The 21333-nt window shown below is 67.6% G+C and carries 14 protein-coding genes; 9 read left to right on the top strand and 5 right to left on the bottom strand.

The window, feature by feature from the left end:
- Window positions 1–143: 143 nt before the first annotated feature.
- Together glnK and J5T34_RS03075 are read right to left on the bottom strand one after the other, a co-directional pair.
- Entirely contained in the window at window positions 144–482 is a 339-nt protein-coding gene (gene glnK / locus J5T34_RS03080) for a P-II family nitrogen regulator (RefSeq protein ID WP_006578394.1), read from the bottom strand.
- Between the two features lie 81 nt (window positions 483–563).
- Window positions 564–2681 (bottom strand): NAD(+) synthase, encoded by a 2118-nt coding sequence (locus tag J5T34_RS03075; protein ID WP_244258669.1) that lies wholly within the window; start codon window positions 2679–2681, stop codon window positions 564–566.
- 178 nt (window positions 2682–2859) lie between these two features.
- Here J5T34_RS03075 and J5T34_RS03070 point away from each other — a divergent pair, with 178 nt between their 5' ends.
- Window positions 2860–4107 carry a GNAT family N-acetyltransferase gene (locus J5T34_RS03070; RefSeq protein ID WP_208578535.1) on the top strand — a complete coding sequence of 416 codons (1248 nt, stop codon included), beginning with the start codon at window positions 2860–2862 and terminating at the stop codon, window positions 4105–4107.
- Window positions 4108–4281: 174 nt separating this feature from the next.
- On the opposite strand, the gene alaS is transcribed toward J5T34_RS03070, so the two are convergent.
- Window positions 4282–6906 (bottom strand): alanine--tRNA ligase, encoded by a 2625-nt coding sequence (alaS, locus tag J5T34_RS03065; RefSeq protein WP_208578534.1) that lies wholly within the window; start codon window positions 6904–6906, stop codon window positions 4282–4284.
- A gap of 356 nt (window positions 6907–7262) precedes the next feature.
- Here alaS and J5T34_RS03060 point away from each other — a divergent pair, with 356 nt between their 5' ends.
- The 4 genes from J5T34_RS03060 to J5T34_RS03045 all read left to right on the top strand — a co-directional run bounded on the left by J5T34_RS03060 (window position 7263) and on the right by J5T34_RS03045 (window position 13402).
- Window positions 7263–8483, top strand: a complete 1221-nt coding sequence (locus tag J5T34_RS03060) for a CaiB/BaiF CoA transferase family protein (RefSeq protein ID WP_208578533.1) — start codon at window positions 7263–7265, stop codon at window positions 8481–8483.
- A gap of 161 nt (window positions 8484–8644) precedes the next feature.
- Window positions 8645–9103: a DUF2214 family protein gene (locus tag J5T34_RS03055; protein ID WP_208578532.1), complete on the top strand. Its 459-nt coding sequence runs from the start codon at window positions 8645–8647 to the stop codon at window positions 9101–9103.
- Between the two features lie 130 nt (window positions 9104–9233).
- Complete coding sequence (locus J5T34_RS03050; protein ID WP_208578531.1) at window positions 9234–10262, top strand: Bug family tripartite tricarboxylate transporter substrate binding protein; 1029 nt, start codon at window positions 9234–9236, stop codon at window positions 10260–10262.
- A gap of 200 nt (window positions 10263–10462) precedes the next feature.
- On the top strand, window positions 10463–13402 hold the full coding sequence (locus J5T34_RS03045; protein ID WP_208578529.1) for a hypothetical protein: 2940 nt from the start codon (window positions 10463–10465) through the stop codon (window positions 13400–13402).
- Here the strand turns inward: J5T34_RS03045 and J5T34_RS03040 are convergent.
- A complete protein-coding gene (locus tag J5T34_RS03040) occupies window positions 13399–15117 on the bottom strand; it encodes a potassium/proton antiporter (protein ID WP_208578527.1) in 1719 nt (572 codons plus the stop codon). The genes J5T34_RS03045 and J5T34_RS03040 overlap by 4 nt on opposite strands.
- Window positions 15118–15515: 398 nt before the next feature.
- Between J5T34_RS03040 and J5T34_RS03035 the strand changes: the two genes are divergently transcribed.
- Both J5T34_RS03035 and J5T34_RS03030 read left to right on the top strand, forming a co-directional pair.
- Window positions 15516–15977: a tripartite tricarboxylate transporter TctB family protein gene (locus tag J5T34_RS03035; RefSeq protein ID WP_174108168.1), complete on the top strand. Its 462-nt coding sequence runs from the start codon at window positions 15516–15518 to the stop codon at window positions 15975–15977.
- Between the two features lie 10 nt (window positions 15978–15987).
- Window positions 15988–17490: a tripartite tricarboxylate transporter permease gene (locus J5T34_RS03030; RefSeq protein WP_208578526.1), complete on the top strand. Its 1503-nt coding sequence runs from the start codon at window positions 15988–15990 to the stop codon at window positions 17488–17490.
- Window positions 17491–17573: 83 nt separating this feature from the next.
- Here the strand turns inward: J5T34_RS03030 and J5T34_RS03025 are convergent, their stop codons facing one another.
- Window positions 17574–18470 carry a LysR family transcriptional regulator gene (locus tag J5T34_RS03025; protein ID WP_208578520.1) on the bottom strand — a complete coding sequence of 299 codons (897 nt, stop codon included), beginning with the start codon at window positions 18468–18470 and terminating at the stop codon, window positions 17574–17576.
- Between the two features lie 162 nt (window positions 18471–18632).
- Here J5T34_RS03025 and J5T34_RS03020 point away from each other — a divergent pair, with 162 nt between their 5' ends.
- Window positions 18633–19610 (top strand): Bug family tripartite tricarboxylate transporter substrate binding protein, encoded by a 978-nt coding sequence (locus tag J5T34_RS03020; protein ID WP_208578518.1) that lies wholly within the window; start codon window positions 18633–18635, stop codon window positions 19608–19610.
- A 49-nt stretch (window positions 19611–19659) separates the two neighbouring features.
- A complete protein-coding gene (ggt, locus tag J5T34_RS03015; RefSeq protein WP_208578516.1) occupies window positions 19660–21285 on the top strand; it encodes a gamma-glutamyltransferase in 1626 nt (541 codons plus the stop codon).
- Window positions 21286–21333 lie beyond the last annotated feature (48 nt).

The raw sequence follows: 21333 nt of genomic DNA, 5'->3' as shown, positions 1-21333 counted from the left end.
GGCTTAGGCTGAACGCTACCAAGAATTGGACGCCCCGATCCTCGCTCTCCCTCGAACTTGAGCTCGCGCTCAGAGCATGGGTCAATCGATCTGAGGCGTCCGGGACGAATTTTGCAACATACAAGGGATCAGACCGGGCGGCCTCAGACCGCCGCTTCGTCCTGCTCGCCGGTGCGAATCCGGATCACGCGTTCGATCTCGGTGACGAAGATCTTGCCGTCGCCGATCTTGCCGGTATGGGCGGCCTTGACGATCGCGTCCAGCACGGTATCGAGCTGACTTTCCGCCACGACCACCTCGATCTTGATCTTCGGCAGGAAGTCGACGACGTACTCCGCGCCGCGATACAGCTCCGTGTGACCCTTCTGCCGGCCGAACCCCTTGACCTCGGTGACCGTCAGACCGGTCACGCCCACGTCGGCCAGCGCCTCACGCACTTCGTCCAGCTTGAACGGTTTGATGATGGCGGTAATTTGTTTCATGTCGGCCCCCTTTCTGTCGTGATTGGTTGATGCAAGATTCTAGCCCGCGCGGCGCGATGGCGCGCCAAAGCGGGCCGGGGATCACCCCTTGTCGTGTCGATTGCCGGCCTTCGCGGCCGCCCTGCCGTTGCCGTTGCCCTTGCGCGCGGTAACGTCGTCCGGAATGCAGTCCAGCTCCGCCAGCCATGCGGTCGATTCGCTGTCGCTGGGCGCGCGCCAGTCGCCGCGCGGCGACAGCGAGCCGCCCGAGCCCACCTTCGGTGCATTCGGAACGCACGAGCGCTTGAACTGGCTGGTGCGGAAGAAGCGGTCCAGGAAGATGCGCAGGTTGCGCTTGATGTCGGCCAGTTCGTACTGGTTGCGCGCCACGTGCGCCTCCTCGGGCCACTGTCCCGCCTCGCGGTCTCCCCAGGCATGCAACGCCAGATAGGCCACCTTCGACGGCGTGAAGCCGAAGCGCAGCGTGTAGTACAGATTGAAATCCTGCAGCTCGTAGGGCCCGATCACGCTTTCGGTCTTCTGGCCGGGCTTGTCGTTCGAATCGCCCGGCACCAGTTCGGGGCTGATATCGGTGCCCAGCACGTCGAGCAGCACCTCGCTGCCGCCCGCACCGATCTGCCCCGTTTCGGCGACCCAGCGCACCAGATGCGAGATCAGCGTCTTGGGCACGCTGGCATTGACGTTGTAGTGCGACATGTGGTCGCCGACACCATAGGTGCACCAGCCTAGTGCCAGCTCGCTGAGGTCGCCGGTGCCGATCACGATGCCGTTGTGGTGGTTGGCCAGCCGGAAAAGATGGTTGGTGCGCTCGCCGGCCTGCACGTTCTCGAAGGTCACGTCATAGACCGGCTTGCCGTCGGCGAACGGGTGGCCGAGGTCCTTCAGCATCGCCAGGCAGCTCGGCCGGATGTCGATTTCCCGCGCGGTGCAGCCGACCACTTCCATCAGCCGCCGGGCCTGCTGCAGCGTGCGGTCGCTGGTCGCAAAACCGGGCATCGTGAAGCCGAGGATATTGGCGCGCGGCAGCCCCAGCCGGTCCATCGCCTTGGCGCAGACCAGCAGCGCATGGGTCGAATCGAGCCCGCCCGACACGCCGATCACCACCTTCGAAATGCCGGTGGCAGACAGCCGCTGTACCAGCGCCTGCACCTGGATCTGGTAGACCTCGTTGCAGCGCTCGTCGCGCCGGCGGCGGTCGGCCGGCACATAGGGGAAGCGCTCGACGCGGCGTCGCAGCGGCAGATCGCGGTCCTCGTCGACGCCGAGCACGAAGCCGACGGTGCGGAATTTCGCCACCTCGCCGGCATGGCGGCGCACCGAGTCGCCGAACGTGGTCATGTGCATGCGCTCGCGCGACAGCCGCTCCAGATCGACGTCGGCGAAGATCATGTGCGAATCGTCGGCAAAGCGCTCGGATTCGGCCAGCAGCTCGCCGTTCTCATAGACCAGCGCCTGGCCGTCCCAGGCCAGATCGGTCGTCGATTCGCCCTTGCCCGCCGAGCTGTACAGATAGGCGGCCAGGCAGCGCGCCGATTGCTGCGACACCAGCTGATGCCGATAGCCGGACTTGCCCACCACGATATTGGACGCCGACAGGTTGACCAGCACCGTGGCCCCCGCCAGCGCGGCGAACGACGACGGCGGGATCGGCACCCAGACGTCCTCGCAGATCTCGACATGAAAGCGCAGCAGCGGGATGTTCTCGATCTCGAACAGCAGCCCGGCGCCGAACGGCACGCTCTGCCCCAGCAGGTCGATCTGCTCGACCGTGGCGCAGTCCGCGGCGCTGAACTGGCGGGCCTCGTAGAACTCCCAGTAATTCGGCAGGAAGCTCTTGGGCACGACGCCGCGCAGCTGGCCGCCGGCGACGACGACCGCGCAGTTGAACAGCTGATGCTGGACCCGCAGCGGCATGCCGACGACCAGCGCGCACGGCAGCGTGCGTGAAGCCTCGACGATCTCGCCCAAGGCCCGCTCGCAGGCATCGAGCAGCGTCTTCTGATGGAACAGGTCGTCGCAGCTGTAGGCGGACAGGCCGAGCTCGGGGAAGGCCACCAGCGCGGCGCCGCCATCTGCGGCCTCGCGGGCCAGCGCAATGGTCTGCTGCGCGTTGAAGACGGGATCGGCGACCTTGCAGCGCGGCACGCCGACCGCCACGCGCACGAAGCCATGGGAATACAGATTGAAGAATCGGCTCATCTCGAACACCCTTGTTGTGCGCAGGGCCGGCACGGGCCCGACCTGTGCGATGCGCGGCGGCAGGCGATAATGCGGCGTCGTGGTCCGCCGGATCCACCGACTTTCTCTACCGCATTTCGCCGAAATTCGCCGCAGGCTCCATCCCTCGGCAAGGCACACCGTGAAAGCACCCAAGCCAATGCCAACCCGCTCAGTGCCGTCTGACTCAGGCAGCGCCGCCGTCCAGGCGAAGCGACCGGAGAATTATCGCACGCGTATTGTCGAGAACCTGGCCGACATCTCGCCGGCCGAATGGGATGGCCTGCTGGCGCAGCAGCCCGCCCGCACGCCGTTTCTGCGCCATGCCTTTCTGCATGCGCTGCATGCCAGCGGCAGCGCCAGCGACGATACCGGCTGGAGTCCGCGCTATCTGACCTTGTGGAAGGACGCCGAGGACGTAATCCATGGCGAGCGCCTGGCGGCGGCGATGCCGCTCTACGCGAAGGCGCACTCCTACGGCGAGTATGTGTTCGACTGGGCCTGGGCCGACGCCTATGCGCAGAACGGCCTGGAGTACTACCCGAAGTGGCTGGCGGCGATTCCGTTCACGCCGGTGCAGGGCACGCGCCTGCTTGCCGAGAACGCGCTGGCGCGCGAGCTGCTGCTGCAGGTCGCGCTGACGCTGGCCGAGCAGAGCCAGCTGTCCTCATTGCATGTGCTGTTCCCCGACGACGCCGAGGCCGCGCTGATGGAGCAGGCCGGCATGTTGATGCGCCATGGCGTGCAGTTCCACTGGACCAATCCCGGCTATCCGGACTTCGAGGCGTTTCTCGCCACACTGTCGCAAAAGAAGCGCAAGAACATCCGCGCCGAGCGCCGCCGTGTCGCCGAGGCCGGCATCACGTTCCGTCATCTGCGCGGCACGCGGATCGGCCCCGACGACTGGCGGCTGTTCCATCGCTGCTATCGGCAGACCTATCGCGAACACCGTTCGACGCCCTATCTGAACCTGGACTTCTTCGAGCGCATCGGCGCGGCGATGCCCGAGCATCTGCTGCTGGTGATCGCGCAGCGCGAGGGGCGCGATATCGCGGCATCGCTGCTGGTCTACGATGACGACCCCAGGGTCAGCACGTTGTACGGCCGCTATTGGGGCGCGCTCGAACACCATCCCTGCCTGCATTTCGAGACCGCGTACTACCAGCCGCTCGCCTTCTGCATCGAGCACGGCATCGGCACGTTCGAGGGCGGCGCGCAGGGCGAACACAAGATGGCGCGCGGCTTCCTGCCGGTGGCCACCCGCTCCGCCCACTGGCTCGCGCACCCGGCCTTCGCCGACGCGGTCGAGCGCTTCCTGGCGCGCGAGCGCCAGGGCATCGATGCCTATCTGGATGAATTGAACGACAGGACGCCGTATGCGAGGACGGCGGGGGACGGTACGGAGTAGATGTACTCCCCTCTCCCGCTTGCGGGAGAGGGGTCGGGGGAGAGGGAACCGACGGTCGTTATGCCAACGCTGTCAGCGCTTGTGTACGCCCTTTGCCCTTTGCCCTCTCCCCCAGCCCCTCTCCCACGAGTGGGAGAGGGGAGCCAACCAACGGCAGGGCGAATCGAATCGACCTCAAACCTTCGCCGCCACCCACTCGCCCACGCCCGCCAGCGCCGCCGGCAGCTTCGCCGGTTCGGTGCCGCCCGCCTGGGCCATGTCGGGACGGCCGCCGCCCTTGCCGCCGACCTGCTGGGCGACGAAGTTGACCAGCTCGCCGGCCTTGACCTTGCCGGTCGCATCGGCGGTGACGCCGGCGATCAGGCTGACCTTGCCGTCCTGCACCGCACCGAGCACGATGGCCGCGCTCTTGAGCTTGTCCTTGAGCTTGTCCATGGTCTCGCGCAACGTCTTGACGTCGGCGCCTTCCAGCTGGGCCGCCAGCACCTTCAGGCCCTTGACCTCGATCGCCTGGCTCGCCAGCTCGTCGCCCTGCGACGCGGCCAGCTTGCTCTTCAGGCGTTCGAGCTCCTTCTCCAGCGCGCGGACCTGGTCCTGCATCTGGCCGATGCGCGGCACCAGTTCGCCCGGCTGCGCCTTCAACGCGGACGCGGCCTCGTTCAGCCGCGCATCGAGCGACTGCAGATAGTGCAGCGCGTTGTCGCCGGTGATCGCCTCGACGCGGCGGATGCCGGCCGCGACGCCGCCTTCCATCACGATCTTGAACAGGCCGATATCGCCGGTGCGGGTCACGTGGGTGCCGCCGCACAGTTCCTTCGAGCTGCCGATCGACAGCACCCGCACCTCGTCGGCGTACTTCTCGCCGAACAGCGCCATCGCGCCGCTCTTGACGGCATCGTCGAACGGCATGAGCTCGGCGCCGGTGGCCTCGTTGCGCAGGATCTCGGCGTTGACGATCTCCTCGACCTCGCGGATCTGCGCCGCGGTCAGCGGCGCATTGTGCGAGAAGTCGAAACGGGTCTTGTCGGCATCGACCAGCGAGCCCTTCTGCTGCACGTGGCTGCCCAGCACTTCGCGCAGCGCCTTGTGCATCAGGTGGGTGGCCGAGTGGTTGCGCATCGTGCGCGCGCGGCGCACGGCGTCGACCTCGGCGCTCACGGTGTCGCCGACCTTCAGCGCGGCGCCGCCGAGCGTGCCCTGATGGCCGAACACATCGGCCTGGACCTTGGTGGTATCGGCGACCGCGAACACCGCCGCGCCGGCCTTCAGTTCGCCCTGGTCGCCGGCCTGGCCGCCCGACTCGGCGTAGAACGGCGTATGGTCGAGCACCACCACGCCGGTCTGGCCCGGCTGCATGGCGTCGACCGAGGCGCCGTCGACATACAGCGCGACCACCTTGGCATTGTCCAGCGCCAGCTTCTCGTAGCCGTGAAAGGTCGTCTTGGCGCCGCTGTACTCGAGGCCGGCGGCCATCTTGAACTTGCCGGCGGCACGGGCCTGCTCGCGCTGGCGCGTCATCGCGGCGTCGAAGGCGGCTTCATCGACCGACACTTCCTGCTCGCGGCAGACGTCCTGCGTCAGGTCCAGCGGAAAGCCATAGGTGTCGTGCAGCTTGAACGCGAGCTCCCCGTCCAGCATCTTGCCGCCCTTGGCCTTCAGGTCGGCCAGCGCCGCATCGAGAATGCTCATGCCGTTCTCGATGGTCTCGAAGAAGCGCTCCTCCTCGGCCTTCAGCACCTCGACCACGCGCGGCGCGGCCTCGGCCAGCTCCGGATAGGCCTCGCCCATCTGCGCAACCAGGTCGCCCACCAGCTTGTGGAAGAACGGCGTCTTGCGGCCCAGCTTGTAGCCGTGGCGGATCGCGCGGCGCACGATCCGGCGCAGCACGTAGCCGCGGCCTTCATTGCCCGGAATCACGCCGTCGACGATCAGGAAGGAGCAGGCGCGGATATGGTCGGCGATGACCTTCAGCGAGTTGTTGTTCAGATCGTCGATGCCGGTCTCGCGCGCGGCGGCGCGGATCAGCGCCTGGAACAGGTCGATCTCGTAGTTGCTGTGCACGTGCTGCAGCACCGCGGCGATACGCTCCAGGCCCATGCCGGTATCGACGCAGGGCTTGGGCAGCGGCGTCATGTTGCCCTGCTCGTCCCGGTTGAACTGCATGAACACCAGGTTCCAGATCTCGATATAGCGGTCGCCATCCTCTTCCGGCGATCCCGGCGGGCCGCCCCAGACGTCCGGGCCGTGGTCGTAGAAGATTTCCGAGCAGGGGCCGCAGGGGCCGGTGTCCGCCATCTGCCAGAAGTTGTCCGACGCATAGCGCGCGCCCTTGTTGTCGCCGATCCGCACGATGCGCTCGACCGGCACGCCGACTTCCCTGGCCCAGATGTCATAGGCCTCGTCGTCCTCGGCATAGACGGTGACCCACAGCTTCTCGGCCGGCAGGTTGTAGACCTTGGTCAGCAGCTCCCACGCGTACTGGATCGCCTCGCGCTTGAAGTAGTCGCCGAACGAGAAGTTGCCCAGCATCTCGAAGAAGGTATGGTGGCGCGCGGTATAGCCGACGTTTTCGAGGTCGTTGTGCTTGCCGCCGGCGCGCACCGAACGCTGCGACGAGGTCGCGCGCGTGTAGGGCCGCTTGTCGGTGCCGAGGAAGACGTCCTTGAACTGCACCATGCCGGAGTTGGTGAACAACAGCGTCGGATCGTTGGCCGGCACGAGGCTCGACGAGCGGACCACGGTATGGCCCTTCGATTCGAAGAACTGCAGGAACTTGCTGCGGATGTCGGAGACTTTCATGTTTGGGGCAAGGCGTCCCCGCATGGACATCGCAGGGCGCAGTCGGATTGGATTTGCAAACCGTTGATTATACGGGGAACGCCGCCGCAACGGCAGGCCGGACCGGCGGTCGCGGGCGGGCGCAGGCCGGCTTGCGCGGGATCGATGCGACAGCATGGCCGAAGCCCGTCGATGTGCGTCCGGCGGCCCGCCGGTGGTACAGTGCTGGCTGTCCGGGCCGGGCCGCCAGCCCACCTGCGCGCCTGTGCCGCCTCGCGCCGCCTCGTGCAGCCACCCCGGTCCGGCCGGCCTTGCGCCGCCCTGCCCGATTCCCGATTCGCCGTCCAGCCGCCTCACCGCTACCGCCTGATATTCCCATGGGAGCTTTAAGCCACCTCCGCGTTCTCGACCTGACCCGCGTGCTCGCCGGGCCCTGGTGCGCCCAGAACCTCGCCGACTTCGGCGCCGACGTGATCAAGATCGAACGGCCCGGCGCGGGCGACGACACCCGTACCTGGGGCCCACCCTGGCTGCAGGACGAGTCCGGCCGCGACACCGCCGAGGCGGCCTACTATCTGGCCGCCAACCGCAACAAGCGCTCGGTGACCTGCGACATCAGCACGCCCGAGGGCCAGCAGCTGGTGCGCGAGCTTGCCGCACAAAGCGACGTGGTGCTGGAGAACTACAAGGTCGGCCAGCTGAAGAAGTACGGGCTCGACTACGAATCGCTGAAGGCGGTCAAACCCGACCTGATCTACTGCTCGGTGACCGGCTTCGGCCAGACCGGCCCCTACGCCGCGCGCCCGGGCTACGACTTCATCATCCAGGGCATGGGCGGCTTCATGAGCCTGACCGGCGAGCGCGACGACCTGCCGGGCGGCGGGCCGCAAAAGGCCGGCGTGGCGATCTCCGACCTGATGACCGGCCAGTACGCCACCATCGCGGTGCTGGCCGCGCTGGCGCACCGCGACCGCACCGGGGAGGGCCAGTACATCGACATGGCGCTGCTCGACGTGCAGGTCGCGATGCTGGCCAACATGAACACCAATTACCTGGCCAGCGGCGTCGCGCCGAAGCGCTGGGGCAACGCCCATCCGAACATCGTCCCCTACCAGACCTTCCAGGCGGCCGACGGCTGGATCATCGTCGCGGTGGGCAACGACGGCCAGTTCCGCAAGTTCGTCGAGGCCGGCGGCCGGCCCGAACTGTCGGCCGATCCGCGCTTTGCCACCAATCCGCAGCGCGTGGCCAACCGCGACACGCTGGTGCCGATCCTGGCCGAGATGGTCAGGCCGCGCACGCGCGCGCAGTGGATCGCCGATCTGGAAGCGGCCGGCGTGCCGTGCGGCCCGATCAATACGCTGGACGATGTGTTCGAGGACGCCCAGGTCAAGGCGCGCGGGCTGCGCGTGGACCTGCCGCACCCGAGCGCCGGCGAGGTCAAGCTGGTCGGCAGCCCGATCAAGATGAGCGCCACGCCGCCGCAGGCGGTCCGCCACCCGCCGCTGCTGGGCGAGCACACCGACGCGGTGCTGGGCGAGATGCTCGGCTACACGCCGGAGCGCATCGCCGAACTGCGGGCGAAGGGCGTGCTGTGAAGGCGCGCTGTGAAGGCGGCGTGAAGCGCTGAGCCAATCCGTGTGACGAGGCGGCGGCAGGGGCTGGCCGGCGCCGAACGCGTATCGAACGCATATCGAACGCATATCGAATGCGTATTGCAGCCCCAACCACCCCCACCCTGAACCGAGCCGGAGTACCCATGCAGATCGATGCCTTGCTCGCTTTTATCCACTTCCTGTCCATCTTCGCGCTGATCACCTTCCTGGCGGCGGAGGCCGTCGTGCTGCGGCCGGGCATCACGCCGGCGGCGGTGCGCCGGGTCGGCATCTACGACCTGCTGTACTTCGGCTCGGCGATGGCGGCGCTGGCTACCGGCCTGCTGCGGCTGTTCTATGGCGCCAAGGGCGTCGATTTCTATCTGCCCAATCCGTGGTTCCACGCCAAGATGACGGTGTTCGTGCTGATCGCGCTGTGCTCGCTGCCGCCGACCTTGCGCTTTCGCCGCTGGCGCACGCAGGCGGCGGGTCAGACCGGCTTCGTGCCGTCCGACGTGGAATTGAAGGGCGCCCGCCGCTGGGTCCTGATCCAGGCGCATCTGCTGATCCTGCTGCCCTTGTGCGCCGTGATGATGGCGCGCGGGCTCGGCATCCGCGGCTGATACGGCCGCGCCGCCCTCCGATCGCTGCCCTGCAGACCGAAAGACTGCAAGACCGAAAGACTGAAACTCCAATACGAGGCGCCGGCGGACCCGCCGCGCCCGCCGATTCCCAACCTGCTGACTGGCTACCATGTTCAAGACCTTCGCCGCCAACGCGCTGAGCGCGGCCGCCCTCGTGGCGTCCGTCGGCGCCGCCCTGTTCGCCGCTCCGGCGGCCGCGCAACCGCCTGCCGCCGCCTGGCCCAGCAAGCCGATCCGCTTCGTCGTGCCCTATCCGGCCGGCGGCCCGCTCGATACCGTCGCGCGCGCGATCGGCGACAAGCTCAAGGACTCGCTGGGCCAGCCGGTGGTCATCGAGAACCGCCCGGGCGCCGGCGGCAACCTCGGCGCGGACTACGTCGCCCGCCAGCCCGCCGACGGCTACACCATCGTGATGGGCGCGGTGGCGACGCACGCGATCAATCCCACGCTGTTCGCGAAGATGCCGTATGACCCGGTCAAGGACTTCACGCCGATCACGCTGGTCGCCGACGTGCCCAACGTGCTGGTAATGCATCCGGGCAAGGCCGCCGAGCTGCATATCGAATCGGTGCGCGATCTGGTCGAATACGCGCGCAAGAACCCGGGCAAGCTCGACTACGCCTCGGGCGGCAACGGCAGCGCCGGCCATCTGTCGGGCGAACTGTTCAAGAGCCTGGCCAAAGTCAGCATGGTCCATATCCCCTACAACGGGGCCGCGCCCGCGCAGCTGTCGGTGCTGTCCGGCCAGACCGATCTGATCTTCGACAACCTGGCTTCGGCCAGCGCCAATATCAAGGCCGGCAAGCTCAAGGCGTTCGCGGTGACCACGCCGGCGCGCGCCAGCGCGCTGCCCGAGCTGCCGACCATCGCGGAAGCGGGCAAGGGGCTGGGTCTGGAGAGCTTCGACATCTCGACCTGGTTCGGCGTGTTTGCGCCGGCCAACGTGCCGCGCGACATCGTCGACCGGCTCAATCGCGAGATCGTCGCGATCCTGAAGACCGACGAGATGAAGGCGCGCATGACCCGCATCGGTGCGCAACCGGCACCGACCACGCCCGAGCAGTTCGGCGCGCTGGTGCAGCGCGAGCTGAAGAAGTACGCGCAGATCGTCAAGGCGTCGGGCGCCAAGGTCGACTGAACCCGCGCGCCATAGCGAGGCTGGCCAATCGCGGCCCGCTGCCTGTCATGGGCAGCGGGCCGTTTCCTTTTTTGACAAGGGGAAGATGGCGCGGACCGCTTTAACGATTTTTGCGCATGCCCGGCCACGGCGCCTCCCATATCGTGATGCCACGGGACCGCCGACGCGGTCCTCGATCGAAACGCTACGGGGGAGACATCGTGAACGCCAGCCACATCGACTTCGACATGCCATTGCCGCCAGCCGCCTGGCACGGCGCCTATCAGGTGCAGTGCGGCGCCAACGGGACGCTGGAGGTGGGCAGCAGCTTCGGCATGGCGCTGCGCGCCGGACTGCACCGCATCTTCCGCATCGGCAAGACCAGCGCCGACGTGGCACGCAACCAGGCGTCCTGGCGCGCATTGATCGCCGCGGTCGAAAGCCGGGCCGGCGCGGCAGTGCGCGAGCGCCTTTGCCACGCCAGCCTGACATTGCCTGGCGATCGACTGCAAGGGTTGACCATCTCCGACCGGATCGAGCGCGGCACCTATCTGTCGCACGCGGCCCTGCAGCAGGTGTTCGCGCTGTTTCGCAGCGCCGTGTCCGTGCAGCGGGCCAATCAACGCGTGTATGACGAATTGCTGTCGCCGACGTCCACATCGTCATCGGCCACGCCGCTGTACGCCATGCTCGATGGCATCAGCTTCGGAATGAGCGAGGCCGCTGACGGCGGCTCGCCCTGCCCGCTGCCGGCCACCCGCGCCTACGTCGCCGAACAGCTCAAGCTCGGTCTGCAGGCGCAAGCCGCGCGGCCGCGCCGCCGCGATCCGGCCGTGCTGCGCTCCGCGCTGGCCAGCTGCGCGCCCGAACTGGCAGGTCCGAACAACGCCGCAGGCCGTGAGCGATGGCTGCGCGAATACGATCGCCGGCTGCGCAGCGGACCGATCCAGCATGCCGCCATGAGCCCCAGCGAACGCAAGGCGTGCGACCGGGAAGCTGCCGTCGCGGGATTGCTGGCCGAGCTGCGGCACGAGGAACTGATGCGCGCGCTGAAGCAGAACGAAGCCGGCATCGCCGAGGAACGGTCGCGGCTGGCACGCGAAGCGGCCGGTCCGGGTGCCGGACGCCTCGACGACGGCACCGCGGACGGCAATGGGGGCGCTCGCGGCGATGGCACGCTGACCGTGCTGCTTGCCTCTCGAACCAATCTGCTGGCCGCGCTGAAGGAACGCGAGCTGTACGACGTGCTGCGCCGCTGCGACGGCGAACTGGCGCTGAGCCCACTGAACCAGGACGTCGCGTCAATGCGCACGCTGATGCAGCGCCGCGCCCGGGCGCGCGAGCAGCTCGACGGCGACCTGGCGGTACAGAAGCAGCGAGAACTGCTCCGCGTCGATCTCGTCATGGGACTGTGCCAGGCCATATGCCACGCCGTCGATCGCCATACCGCACGTGGCGAGCGGCTGGACGAGTCGGGACTGCTGCGCATCGTCGATGCGAAATTGTCCGAACCCGGCTACTTGCGCCAGTTTCTCGCCGCCCGCAACCTGCAATATCTGCACGACCTCGGCCACGGACACGACCGAGCGGCGGCCATTGCCTGCCTGGTGCGTGCGAGCGATCAGCATCCTCTGGACGAAGCCGCACGGGGCGAGCTCGACAGCAGCGACTTCCAATGGCTGGCCGCCGCGCTGGAAAAGGGCGAAGGCGAAGCGGTGGCACTGAACTACCGGCCGATGCTGACCGGCGCGCGCAAGATGTTCGCCCGCTTTTTCCGCCAGCGCTGGCCGATCGAGTCGATCTGCAACAATGTCGCCTCGCTGCTGGACGACTTCGCCGAGGACCACACACAGGTGCAGCGGCAACGCGCCGGCCATCGCGAGATCCCGTTGGAGACGCGCTGGCAGGCCGGCGTGCACGCGGTTCGCGACGTGATACGCAATGACGAGCTCGGTCCGGGCGACCTGATCGACGTCATTTTTCCCGCGATCAAGCCGTATCTGCGTGAACGGCACATGGTGATGGAGGATGTGCGGCGCGAATTGTTGCTCGCCGAGGCCCGGCTGGAGGAATTGCGCGGGCTGTATCCCGCGCTCGCGAACTGGACCACCAGCGTGCCCGTCGGCGCGGTGGCCGCCACACTGCTCGACCTGGCCAGCGTCCAGATCACCGGCCGGCTGATGAACGCCCACAATCGGCGGCTGGACGTCAGGCGGGAGCACGACACCGTGCGGGAAGAAGAACAACTGGCGATCGAGACCGCCCGCAAGATGCATGACTCGCTGCACCAGTTGTCCAGCATGCGCGTCGAGTACCGCGCCCGGATGGCGGATCACGGCATCGGCGATCCGGAAGGGGATAGCCCGGATGCCGGTGACACTTCGGTCAGGGACATCCAGGCCACGGCCGCCGGCGCCGGCGCCGGCGCCGGCGCGCCGGCTTCCAACGGAATCGAGCACAGCCTCCGGCAGCAATGGGAACAAGCGGACCGGCATGTCTCGTTGGCGCTGGGCGCCACCGCCAATGCGCTGGAGAACGGCCTGGACGCGGAAGTCGAACGCGTGCGCCGTCGCTCGGCGCAGCGCATGGTCGATGCCAAGCGCGACATCGAGCGACATCTGCGCGACGCGCTCGAAGGCAGCCGATCCAAGGCCGGCAAGCTGGAAGTCATTTGCGACGTGCTCGAGCAGGTCAGCCCGCTATGGCCGCGACTGCTTGCGGCAATGAACCGCAACGGCGAAATCGACGCAAACAACGCCACCCGCCGGCAAGCCCTCGGTCTGCGCGAGGCGGCTCTGCGCGCGCTGCCGCTGATCGACGAGATCCGGCAGGAGTTCGTCGCCCCGCTCGCCTACTCGGCCGACCTGCCGGACGACGTCGTCGCGCCGTATCGGCAGGAAATCGAGGCGGCGCACCGGGCCCTGGACGCACTGGCGCATTCGCTGCAATGGGTCATCACGGGGATACGCGTCGCGGGGATGGCGCCGGCCGGTCAGCCCGGCGAACCCGGCAATGCAGGCGATACCGCCGCGTCCCGCCTGCAAGTGCAACGCAGGGCCCCGAGCGGCAACAGCCTCGTGCGCGACCTCTATCGAGGCAAGTTGCCCCCTGTGCTGGGCTGGACGGTGCGGCAATTGGTCAACATAGGAGCGCTGCGCTAAGTCTGCCGCGGCAGCCGCAACCCCACCTGCACGATTCGGCCATCTTCCATGCGCACCGCCGTCAACGTCAGCCCCGCGATCTCCACCGTATCGCCCTCCACCGGCGGCGTGGCAAAGGCGTGCAGCATCGCGGCCCCCAGCGTCGACGGATATTCGCCCGGCGCGAGTTCGCGCGTGCCGTACAGGCCCGCTACGTCGCGCAGCAGCGCGTCGCCGGACAGCACGAAGTCGTGCGGCACCTGCTGCCAGGCCGGCGCCTGCTCCGGCGTGCGGAACAGCCGCGCCAGCGTCGGCACGCTGCTGGCCGGTCCCAGCACCGAAACCGTATCGCCGGCATGCAGCACGGCCTGCTCCAGCGGAAGCAGCGCATCGTCGCGCGCCACCGTCATCAAGCGGCAACGCGGCGGCAGCTCGAGCCGGTCCGCGCGCACGCCGGCCACGGCGGAATCGGGCTCGACCTCGAACTGCATCAGGTCCATCGCCGGTGCACGGGTCCCATGCAGCCGCTCGCGCGCCAGCGGCTCGGGATACCCTGGCCGTTGCACCCTGCCAAGACGCGCGGCCAGCGGCACCGTGGTCCCCTGCAACAACAGGCTGGCCAGCACCACGGCGAAGGCGATGCGGAACAACAGGCCCGAATCGGGAATGCCCTGCAGCAGCGGAAACAGCGCCAGCACGATCGGCACCGCGCCACGCAGTCCCATCCAGGCGATGAAGCCCTTCTCGCGCGCATTGAAGCGGAACGGCAGCAGCGAGACCCAGACCGCCACCGGACGGGCCACCAGCATCAGGAACAGCGCCACCGCCATCGCCGGCACCGCCACGTCCCAGATCCGGTGCGGCGTGACCAGCAGGCCCAGCAGCAGGAACATCGCCGACTGGGCCAGCCAGGCCATGCCGTCCATCGCCCGCATCGCGTCCGGGCTGACGGCGCGGTCGCGGTTGCCGATCAGCATGCCGGTCAGATACACCGCCAGAAAGCCGCTGCCGCCGGCGGTCTGCACGATCGCAAACACCATGGCGCCGCCCGAACACAGCAGGATCGCCTGCAGGCCCTCGGCCACGCGAATGCGCTCGAGCACGTTGGCCAGGCAATAGCCCAGCGCCAGGCCCATCGCGCCGCCGACGCCGAACTGCACCACCAGCCGCCACAGCAGCGCGCCGGCGCTCAACCCTTCCGGCGCATGGATCCACTCGATCAGCGTCAGCGTCAGGAAGATCGCCATCGGGTCGTTGATGCCCGATTCGATCTCGAGCACGCTGGCGACCCGCTCCTTGAGCCGCACCCCGCTGCTGTTGAGCAGCGAGAAGACCGCGGCGGCGTCGGTCGATCCGACGATGGCGCCCAGCAGCAGGCCGAGCTTCCAGTCGATCTCCAGCACCCAGGCGGCGAACAGGCCGACCAGCCCGGTGGTCAGCAGCACGCCCACCGTGGCCAACGCCAGCGATGGCCGCAACGCGACGCGGAAGGTCGTGTACTGGGTGCGCAGCCCGCCATCGAGCAGGATCACCGCCAGCGCCAGGTTGCCGACCAGGAAACTGAGCCAGGTATTGGCGAAACGGATGCCGCCCGGACCGTCGACACCGGCCAGCATGCCGACCAGCAGGAATACCAGCAGGAAGGGCACGCCGATTCGCGAGGAGAACGCCCCGACGACGATGCCAAGGGACATCACCACGGCGCCGATCAGGATGACATGTTCGATGCTTTCCAAACTGGTCCTTGCAACGGTAACGGAGGGGATACGGACGACGAAGCCGCGACGCCGCAGCATGACGGCGGCGGCGCCGCCGATGATAGCCGACCGGGATGTCGGCCTTGCGGCGGTCCGAACTTCGCCGTCGCCGCGATCCGTTGCGCCGGCCGGCGGAGGACCTGGGGCGGACCTAGGGAGATACCCTCACATTGACCAAGTTTGCAGACATCTGAAAGGTCACTGAAAGGTGGCGCCCTTACCTTCCCCCTGCCTGCGGACGGGGAGGGTGCCGCGCGCGGTTTCGCTGCATCGCACAAACGCTGCAACGGCCCGTCGCGCCACCATGAGACCAGCGCATTCGACGCGCGGCTCACAGCACCGCAAGCACCAGTTTTGTCAAATCGAGGAGAATCATTTTGCGCATACGTAGCCAAAAGGACTTTGCCTCCGGCCTGATGTTCATCCTGGTCGGATTCGGCTTTTCCTGGGTCGCTCGCGGCTATTCGATGGGAACCGCCGCGAAGATGGGTCCGGGGTATTTCCCGTTCTGGCTCGGCGTCGTGCTCGCCCTGCTGGGCGTGCTGGTGCTGATCGGGTCCTTGTCCAGCAAGGGCGAGGGCGACGAGCTCGCCCGCTGGGACATCAAGCTGTTGCTGTGGATCCTCGGTTCGGTGGTGCTGTTCGGCCTGCTGCTCAAGCCGCTGGGCATGGTGCTGTCGGTGATCGTGCTGGTGCTGGTGTCGTCGATGGCCAGCCACGAGTTCACCTGGCGCGGCGCGATCCTGAACACCATCGTGCTGGTGCTGATCAGCATGGGCGCCTTCGTCTACGGCATCAATCTGCAGATGCCGGTGTGGCCGGCCTTCATTACCGGCTAAGGAGCGCCAGATGGAACTGCTAACCAACCTGGGCATCGGCTTCTCGACCGCCCTGACCTTCCAGAACCTGGCCTACGCCTTCCTCGGCTGTCTGCTCGGCACGCTGATCGGCGTGCTGCCTGGCCTGGGGCCGCTCGCGACCATCGCGATGCTGCTGCCGATCACCTATACGCTGCCTCCGGTGGCCGCGCTGATCATGCTGGCGGGCATCTACTACGGCGCGCAGTACGGCGGCTCGACCACCGCGATCCTGGTCAACCTGCCCGGTGAATCGTCCTCGGTGGTGACAACCATCGACGGCTACCAGATGGCGCGGCGCGGCCGCGCCGGGGTGGCGCTGGCGACGGCGGGCATGGGCTCGTTCTTCGCCGGCTGCGTGGCCACGCTGATCCTGGCCGGCTTTGCCGCGCCGCTGTCGGAACTGGCGTTCAAGTTCGGCCCCGCCGAGTACTTCTCGCTGATGGTGCTGGGCCTGATCGGCGCCGTGGTGCTGGCCTCGGGCTCGCTGGTCAAGGCGATCGCGATGATCGTGCTGGGCCTGCTGCTGGGCCTGGTCGGTACCGACGTGAACTCGGGCGCGGCGCGCTTCTCGTTCGACGTGCCGGAGCTGACCGACGGCCTGAACTTCGTCGCCGTGGCGATGGGTATCTTCGGTTTCGCGGAAATCATCGCGAACCTGGAGCAGCGCGAAAAACGCGAGACCTTCACCGACAGCATCACCAACCTGTTCCCGACCAAGGAAGACTTCAAGCGCATGATCCCGGCGGTGCTGCGCGGCACCGTGCTCGGTTCGGCGCTGGGCATCCTGCCGGGCGGCGGCGCGTCGCTGGCTTCGTTCGCGGCCTACACGCTGGAGAAGAAGTCGTCGAAGTATCCGCAGGAATTCGGCAAGGGCGCGATCGAAGGCGTGGCGGGTCCGGAATCGGCCAACAACGCCGCTTCGCAGACCTCGTTCATCCCGCTGCTGACGCTGGGCATTCCGCCCAACGCGGTGATGGCGCTGATGGTCGGTGCGATGACGATCCACAACATCCAGCCGGGTCCGCAGGTGATGACCAGCAACCCGCAGCTGTTCTGGGGCCTGATCGCCTCGATGTGGATCGGCAACCTGATGCTGATCATCCTGAACCTGCCGCTGATCGGCATCTGGGTCAAGCTGCTGAAGGTGCCCTACCGCTTCCTATATCCGGCCATCCTGACGTTCTGCTGTATCGGCGTCTACTCGGTCCAGAACACCACCTTCGACGTGTTCCAGACCGCGGCCTTCGGCGTGGTGGGCTATCTGTTCCTGAAGCTCAAGTGCGAACCGGCGCCGCTGCTGCTCGGCTTCGTGCTCGGACCGATGATGGAAGAGAACTTCCGCCGCACGCTGCTGCTCTCGCGTGGCGAATTCACGGTGTTCTTCACCCGTCCGCTGTCGCTGAGCCTGCTGATCGCCGCCGCGATCCTGGTGCTGATCGTGGCCCTGCCGTCGATCAAGGCCAAGCGCGAGGAAGCGTTCCAGGAAGAGTAAGAAGCAGGATGCAACATGCGAAACGGGGTGCCAGACGGCACCCCGTTTTGTTTTTGGCCGCTCTGCCGGGCGCCTGGGGCCAGCTAGCCCTGACGCGGCTCGCAGAACAGCGCCGCGCAGGCCGCGCGGATCGCCTCGGTGATATGCCGGCGCGAATGGTCGCGCCGCTCCAGCATGCCGATCGTGCGCCATACCGGCTCGCCGCCCGCCTCCAGCGGCAGCACGCGCAGCGCCTCGTCGTCCCGCCAGCGCGCCCGCTGCAGCAGCGGTACCACCGTCACGCCGACCTGCTGCCGCACCAGCTCGACCAGCGCCTCGATCGAATTGAGCTCGAGGAATTCGTTGACGCGCAGATGCGCGCGCCGCAGCGCCCGCTCGACCAGCATGCCGGTCAGCTGGGTACGGTCGAAGCGCAGGAAGGCCTGCCCGGCCAACGCCTGACGCGCGTCCGCGGCGGCGCTGCCGGCGGCGGCGATCGCCACCAGCGGCTCGCGATACAACGGCGTCCAGCGCAGCGCCCCGGCCAGCCGGCCCGGGCCCTCCACCACGATGGCCGCATCCAGTTCGCCGGCCTCGACCAGCGTCGACAGCTCGATCGACTTGGCGCCAACCAGCCGCACGTCCAGCGCCGGATGCTCGGTCTTCATGCTGGCGACCACATGCGACAGGCCGCCCATCACCGACACCACCGCGCCGACCGCGACCGCCCCGGCCATCGCCTCGGGCGTCTCCGGGGCGGCCCGCATTTGGTCGTAGAGTGCCAGCATCTGCCGCGCGCGCGGCAGCAGCTCGCGCCCGCCGGCGTTCAGTACCACCACGCGTCCGGTGCGGTCGAACAGATCGCGCCGCAGTTCGCCCTCGAGCGCGCGCATCTGCAGGCTGACCGCCGCCTGCGTCAGCGCCACATGGCCCGCCGCGGCGGCAAAGGAACCGTGCTCGGCGACGGCAACGAAGGTGCGGAGAAAGCGAATCGTGCTCATGAAGTGATGGGAGGAAGCCGGGCTCGGGACCGCAGGCCGTCCCTTAAGCAGAACTTGAGAAGCAAAAAAGAAATATTAACTTTCATTATGTAAAGGTGCACGGAATAATGCGCCATCGGCCGGTCCGCCGGCATCGAAACGACTACGTCCACGGAGATTGAAATGACATCCTGGCTGCGCCTGCTCGGCACCGGCCTGGCGGCCACGCTGGCCTTCGCCGCCGCGCCTGCCCTGGCGGAAAGCTATCCCGCCAAGCCGATCCGCCTGATCGTGCCCTTCCCCGCCAGCGGCGCGACCGATCTGCTGGCGCGCGCGATCGCGCAGAAGGTCGGCGCCAATCTGGGCCAGCAGGTCGTGGTCGACAACCGGCCGGGTGCCGGCGGCGCGATCGGCTCCGACATGGCCGCCAAGGCCCCGGCGGACGGCTACACGCTGCTGATCGCCACCAGCAGCACGCATTCGATCGGCCCGCATATCCATCCGCGCCTGCCATACAACGTGCAGACCGATTTCACGCCGGTCGGCCAGGTCGCCAGCGCGACCAATCTGCTGGTGGTGTCGAATCATCTGCCGGTCAACAGCGTCAAGGAACTGATCGCCTATGCCAAGGCGCATCCCGGCGAACTGAACTACGCCTCCAGCGGCAACGGCACCGTGGTGCATCTGATGGCCGAGGCCTTCAGCGCGCAGGCCGGCGTCCAGCTGACGCACATTCCGTACAAGGGCACGGCGCTGTCGATCGCCGACCTGATCTCGGGCAAGGTGCATATCCTGTTCGACAGCATCGTCACCGGCCTGCCGCACGTGCGCGACGGCAAGCTGAAGGCGCTCGCGGTAACCAGCCCGAAGCGCTCGGCGCTGGTGCCCGACGTGCCGACCGTCGGCGAATCGGGCCTGCCCGGCTTCGTCAGCGAGACCTGGTTCGGCATCTATGGCCCGAAGAACCTGCCGGCCGACATCGTGGCGCGCCTGAACGCGGAGTTCAACAAGGCGATCCAGGCGCCGGAGGTCAAGGAACGGCTGGCCAAGCTGGGCGCCGAGCCGGTCGGCGGCACGCCCGCGCAGTTCGCGGCGGTCGTGAGCAAGGAAAGCGCCCGCTGGGGCAAACTGATCAAGGACCGCAACATCACCGCGGATTAAGCGCCGGGCAACCGCCAGCCAACGGCCCCATAACGCCAAGAGAGACACCATGCAGACCTTCGACTGGACCAACCCCTACCAATCCGTGCGCATTCCGCTGTTTGCGCGCAACGTGGTATCGACCTCGCACCCGCTGGCCGCGCAGGCCGGCCTGCGCATGCTGCTCAAGGGCGGCAATGCGATCGACGCGGCGATCGCCGCCGCCGCCGCGATCACCATCGTCGAACCGGTCTCGTGCGGCCTGGGCAGCGACGCCTTCGCGATCCTGTGGGACGGCAAGCAGCTGCACGGCCTGAATTCGTCGGGCGTGGCGCCGGCCGCCTGGAATCCCGAGTACTTCCGCAACAAGTACGGCGAGGAAGGCAATGGCGTGGCCAGGCGGCCGATCCGCGGCTGGGACAGCGTCACGGTGCCGGGCGTGGTGGCGGGCTGGGCCGCGCTGCATGAGCGCTTCGGCAAGCTGCCGTTTGCCGACCTGATGGAACCCGCGATCGAGATCGCCGAGCGCGGCTATGCCGTGCCGCCGATCGTCGCGCACAAGTGGGCCGCCGCGGTGCCTGACCTGAAGGACCAGCCGGGCTACGCCGACACCTTCATGCCGAACGGCCGCGCGCCGCATACCGGCGAGAAGTTCGTGATGAAGGCCGCCGCGGAAACGCTGCGCCGCATCGGCGCCAGCAATGGCCGCGACTACTACGAAGGGCAGATCGCCGAGCGCATCGCCGCCTTCAGCAAGGAGTGCGGCGGCGCGATGACGATGGCCGATCTGCGCGACTACCGTCCGGACTGGGTCGAACCGATCCGCAAGTCCTATCGCGGCTACGAGATCCACGAGATTCCGCCCAACGGCCAGGGCATCGCCGCGCTGATGGCGCTCGGCATCCTGGACAACTTCGACGTGAGCGGCATGCCGGTCGATTCGATCGACTCGCAGCATCTGCAGATCGAGGCGATGAAGCTGGCGTTCGCCGACCTGTACCGCTATGTGTCCGATCCGCGCAGCATGGAAGTCACGCCCGAGCAGATGCTCGACGACGGCTACCTGAAGTCGCGCGCCAAGCTGATCGACATGAAGCGCGCCACGCATTTCGACTTCGGCATGCCCAAGGTCGGCGGCACCATCTACCTGACCGCGGCTGACGAGAGCGGCATGATGATCTCGTTCATCCAGTCGAACTACATGGGCTTCGGCTCCGGCGTGGTGGTTCCCGGCACCGGCATCAGCCTGCAGAACCGCGGCGTCGGCTTCTCGATGGATCCGAAGTCGCCGAACGTGGTGGCCGGCGGCAAGCGCCCGTTCCACACCATCATTCCCGCCTTCATGACGCGCGATGGCCAGCCGGTGATGAGCTTCGGCGTGATGGGCGGCGACATGCAGCCGCAGGGCCATCTGCAGACCGTGGTGCGCATGCTCGACTACAAGCAGCAGCCGCAGGCCGCCTGCTGCGCGCCGCGCTGGAAGGTCAACCGCGACTTCACGCTGGACGTGGAAGCAACCATGAATCCGGCCACCGTCGCCGGCCTGAAGGACCGCGGCCACCAGCTCAAGTCGGTGGCCGACCCGTACATGGACTTCGGCTCCGGCCAGTTCATCTGGCGCCTGTCGGAGGATCCCGAGCACGGCTATGTCGCCGCCAGCGACAGCCGGCGGGATGGGCAGGCGGTGGGGTTCTGACGGGCCACCCGATCTCGCTGTCCCCTGGACACTCATTGCGCCGGCTGA

Source organism: Cupriavidus gilardii, assembly GCF_017598945.1.
Lineage (GTDB): Bacteria > Pseudomonadota > Gammaproteobacteria > Burkholderiales > Burkholderiaceae > Cupriavidus > Cupriavidus gilardii_E.
Note: the sequence above shows the minus strand (reverse complement) of the source record. Positions and strands in the feature narration are given on the sequence as shown.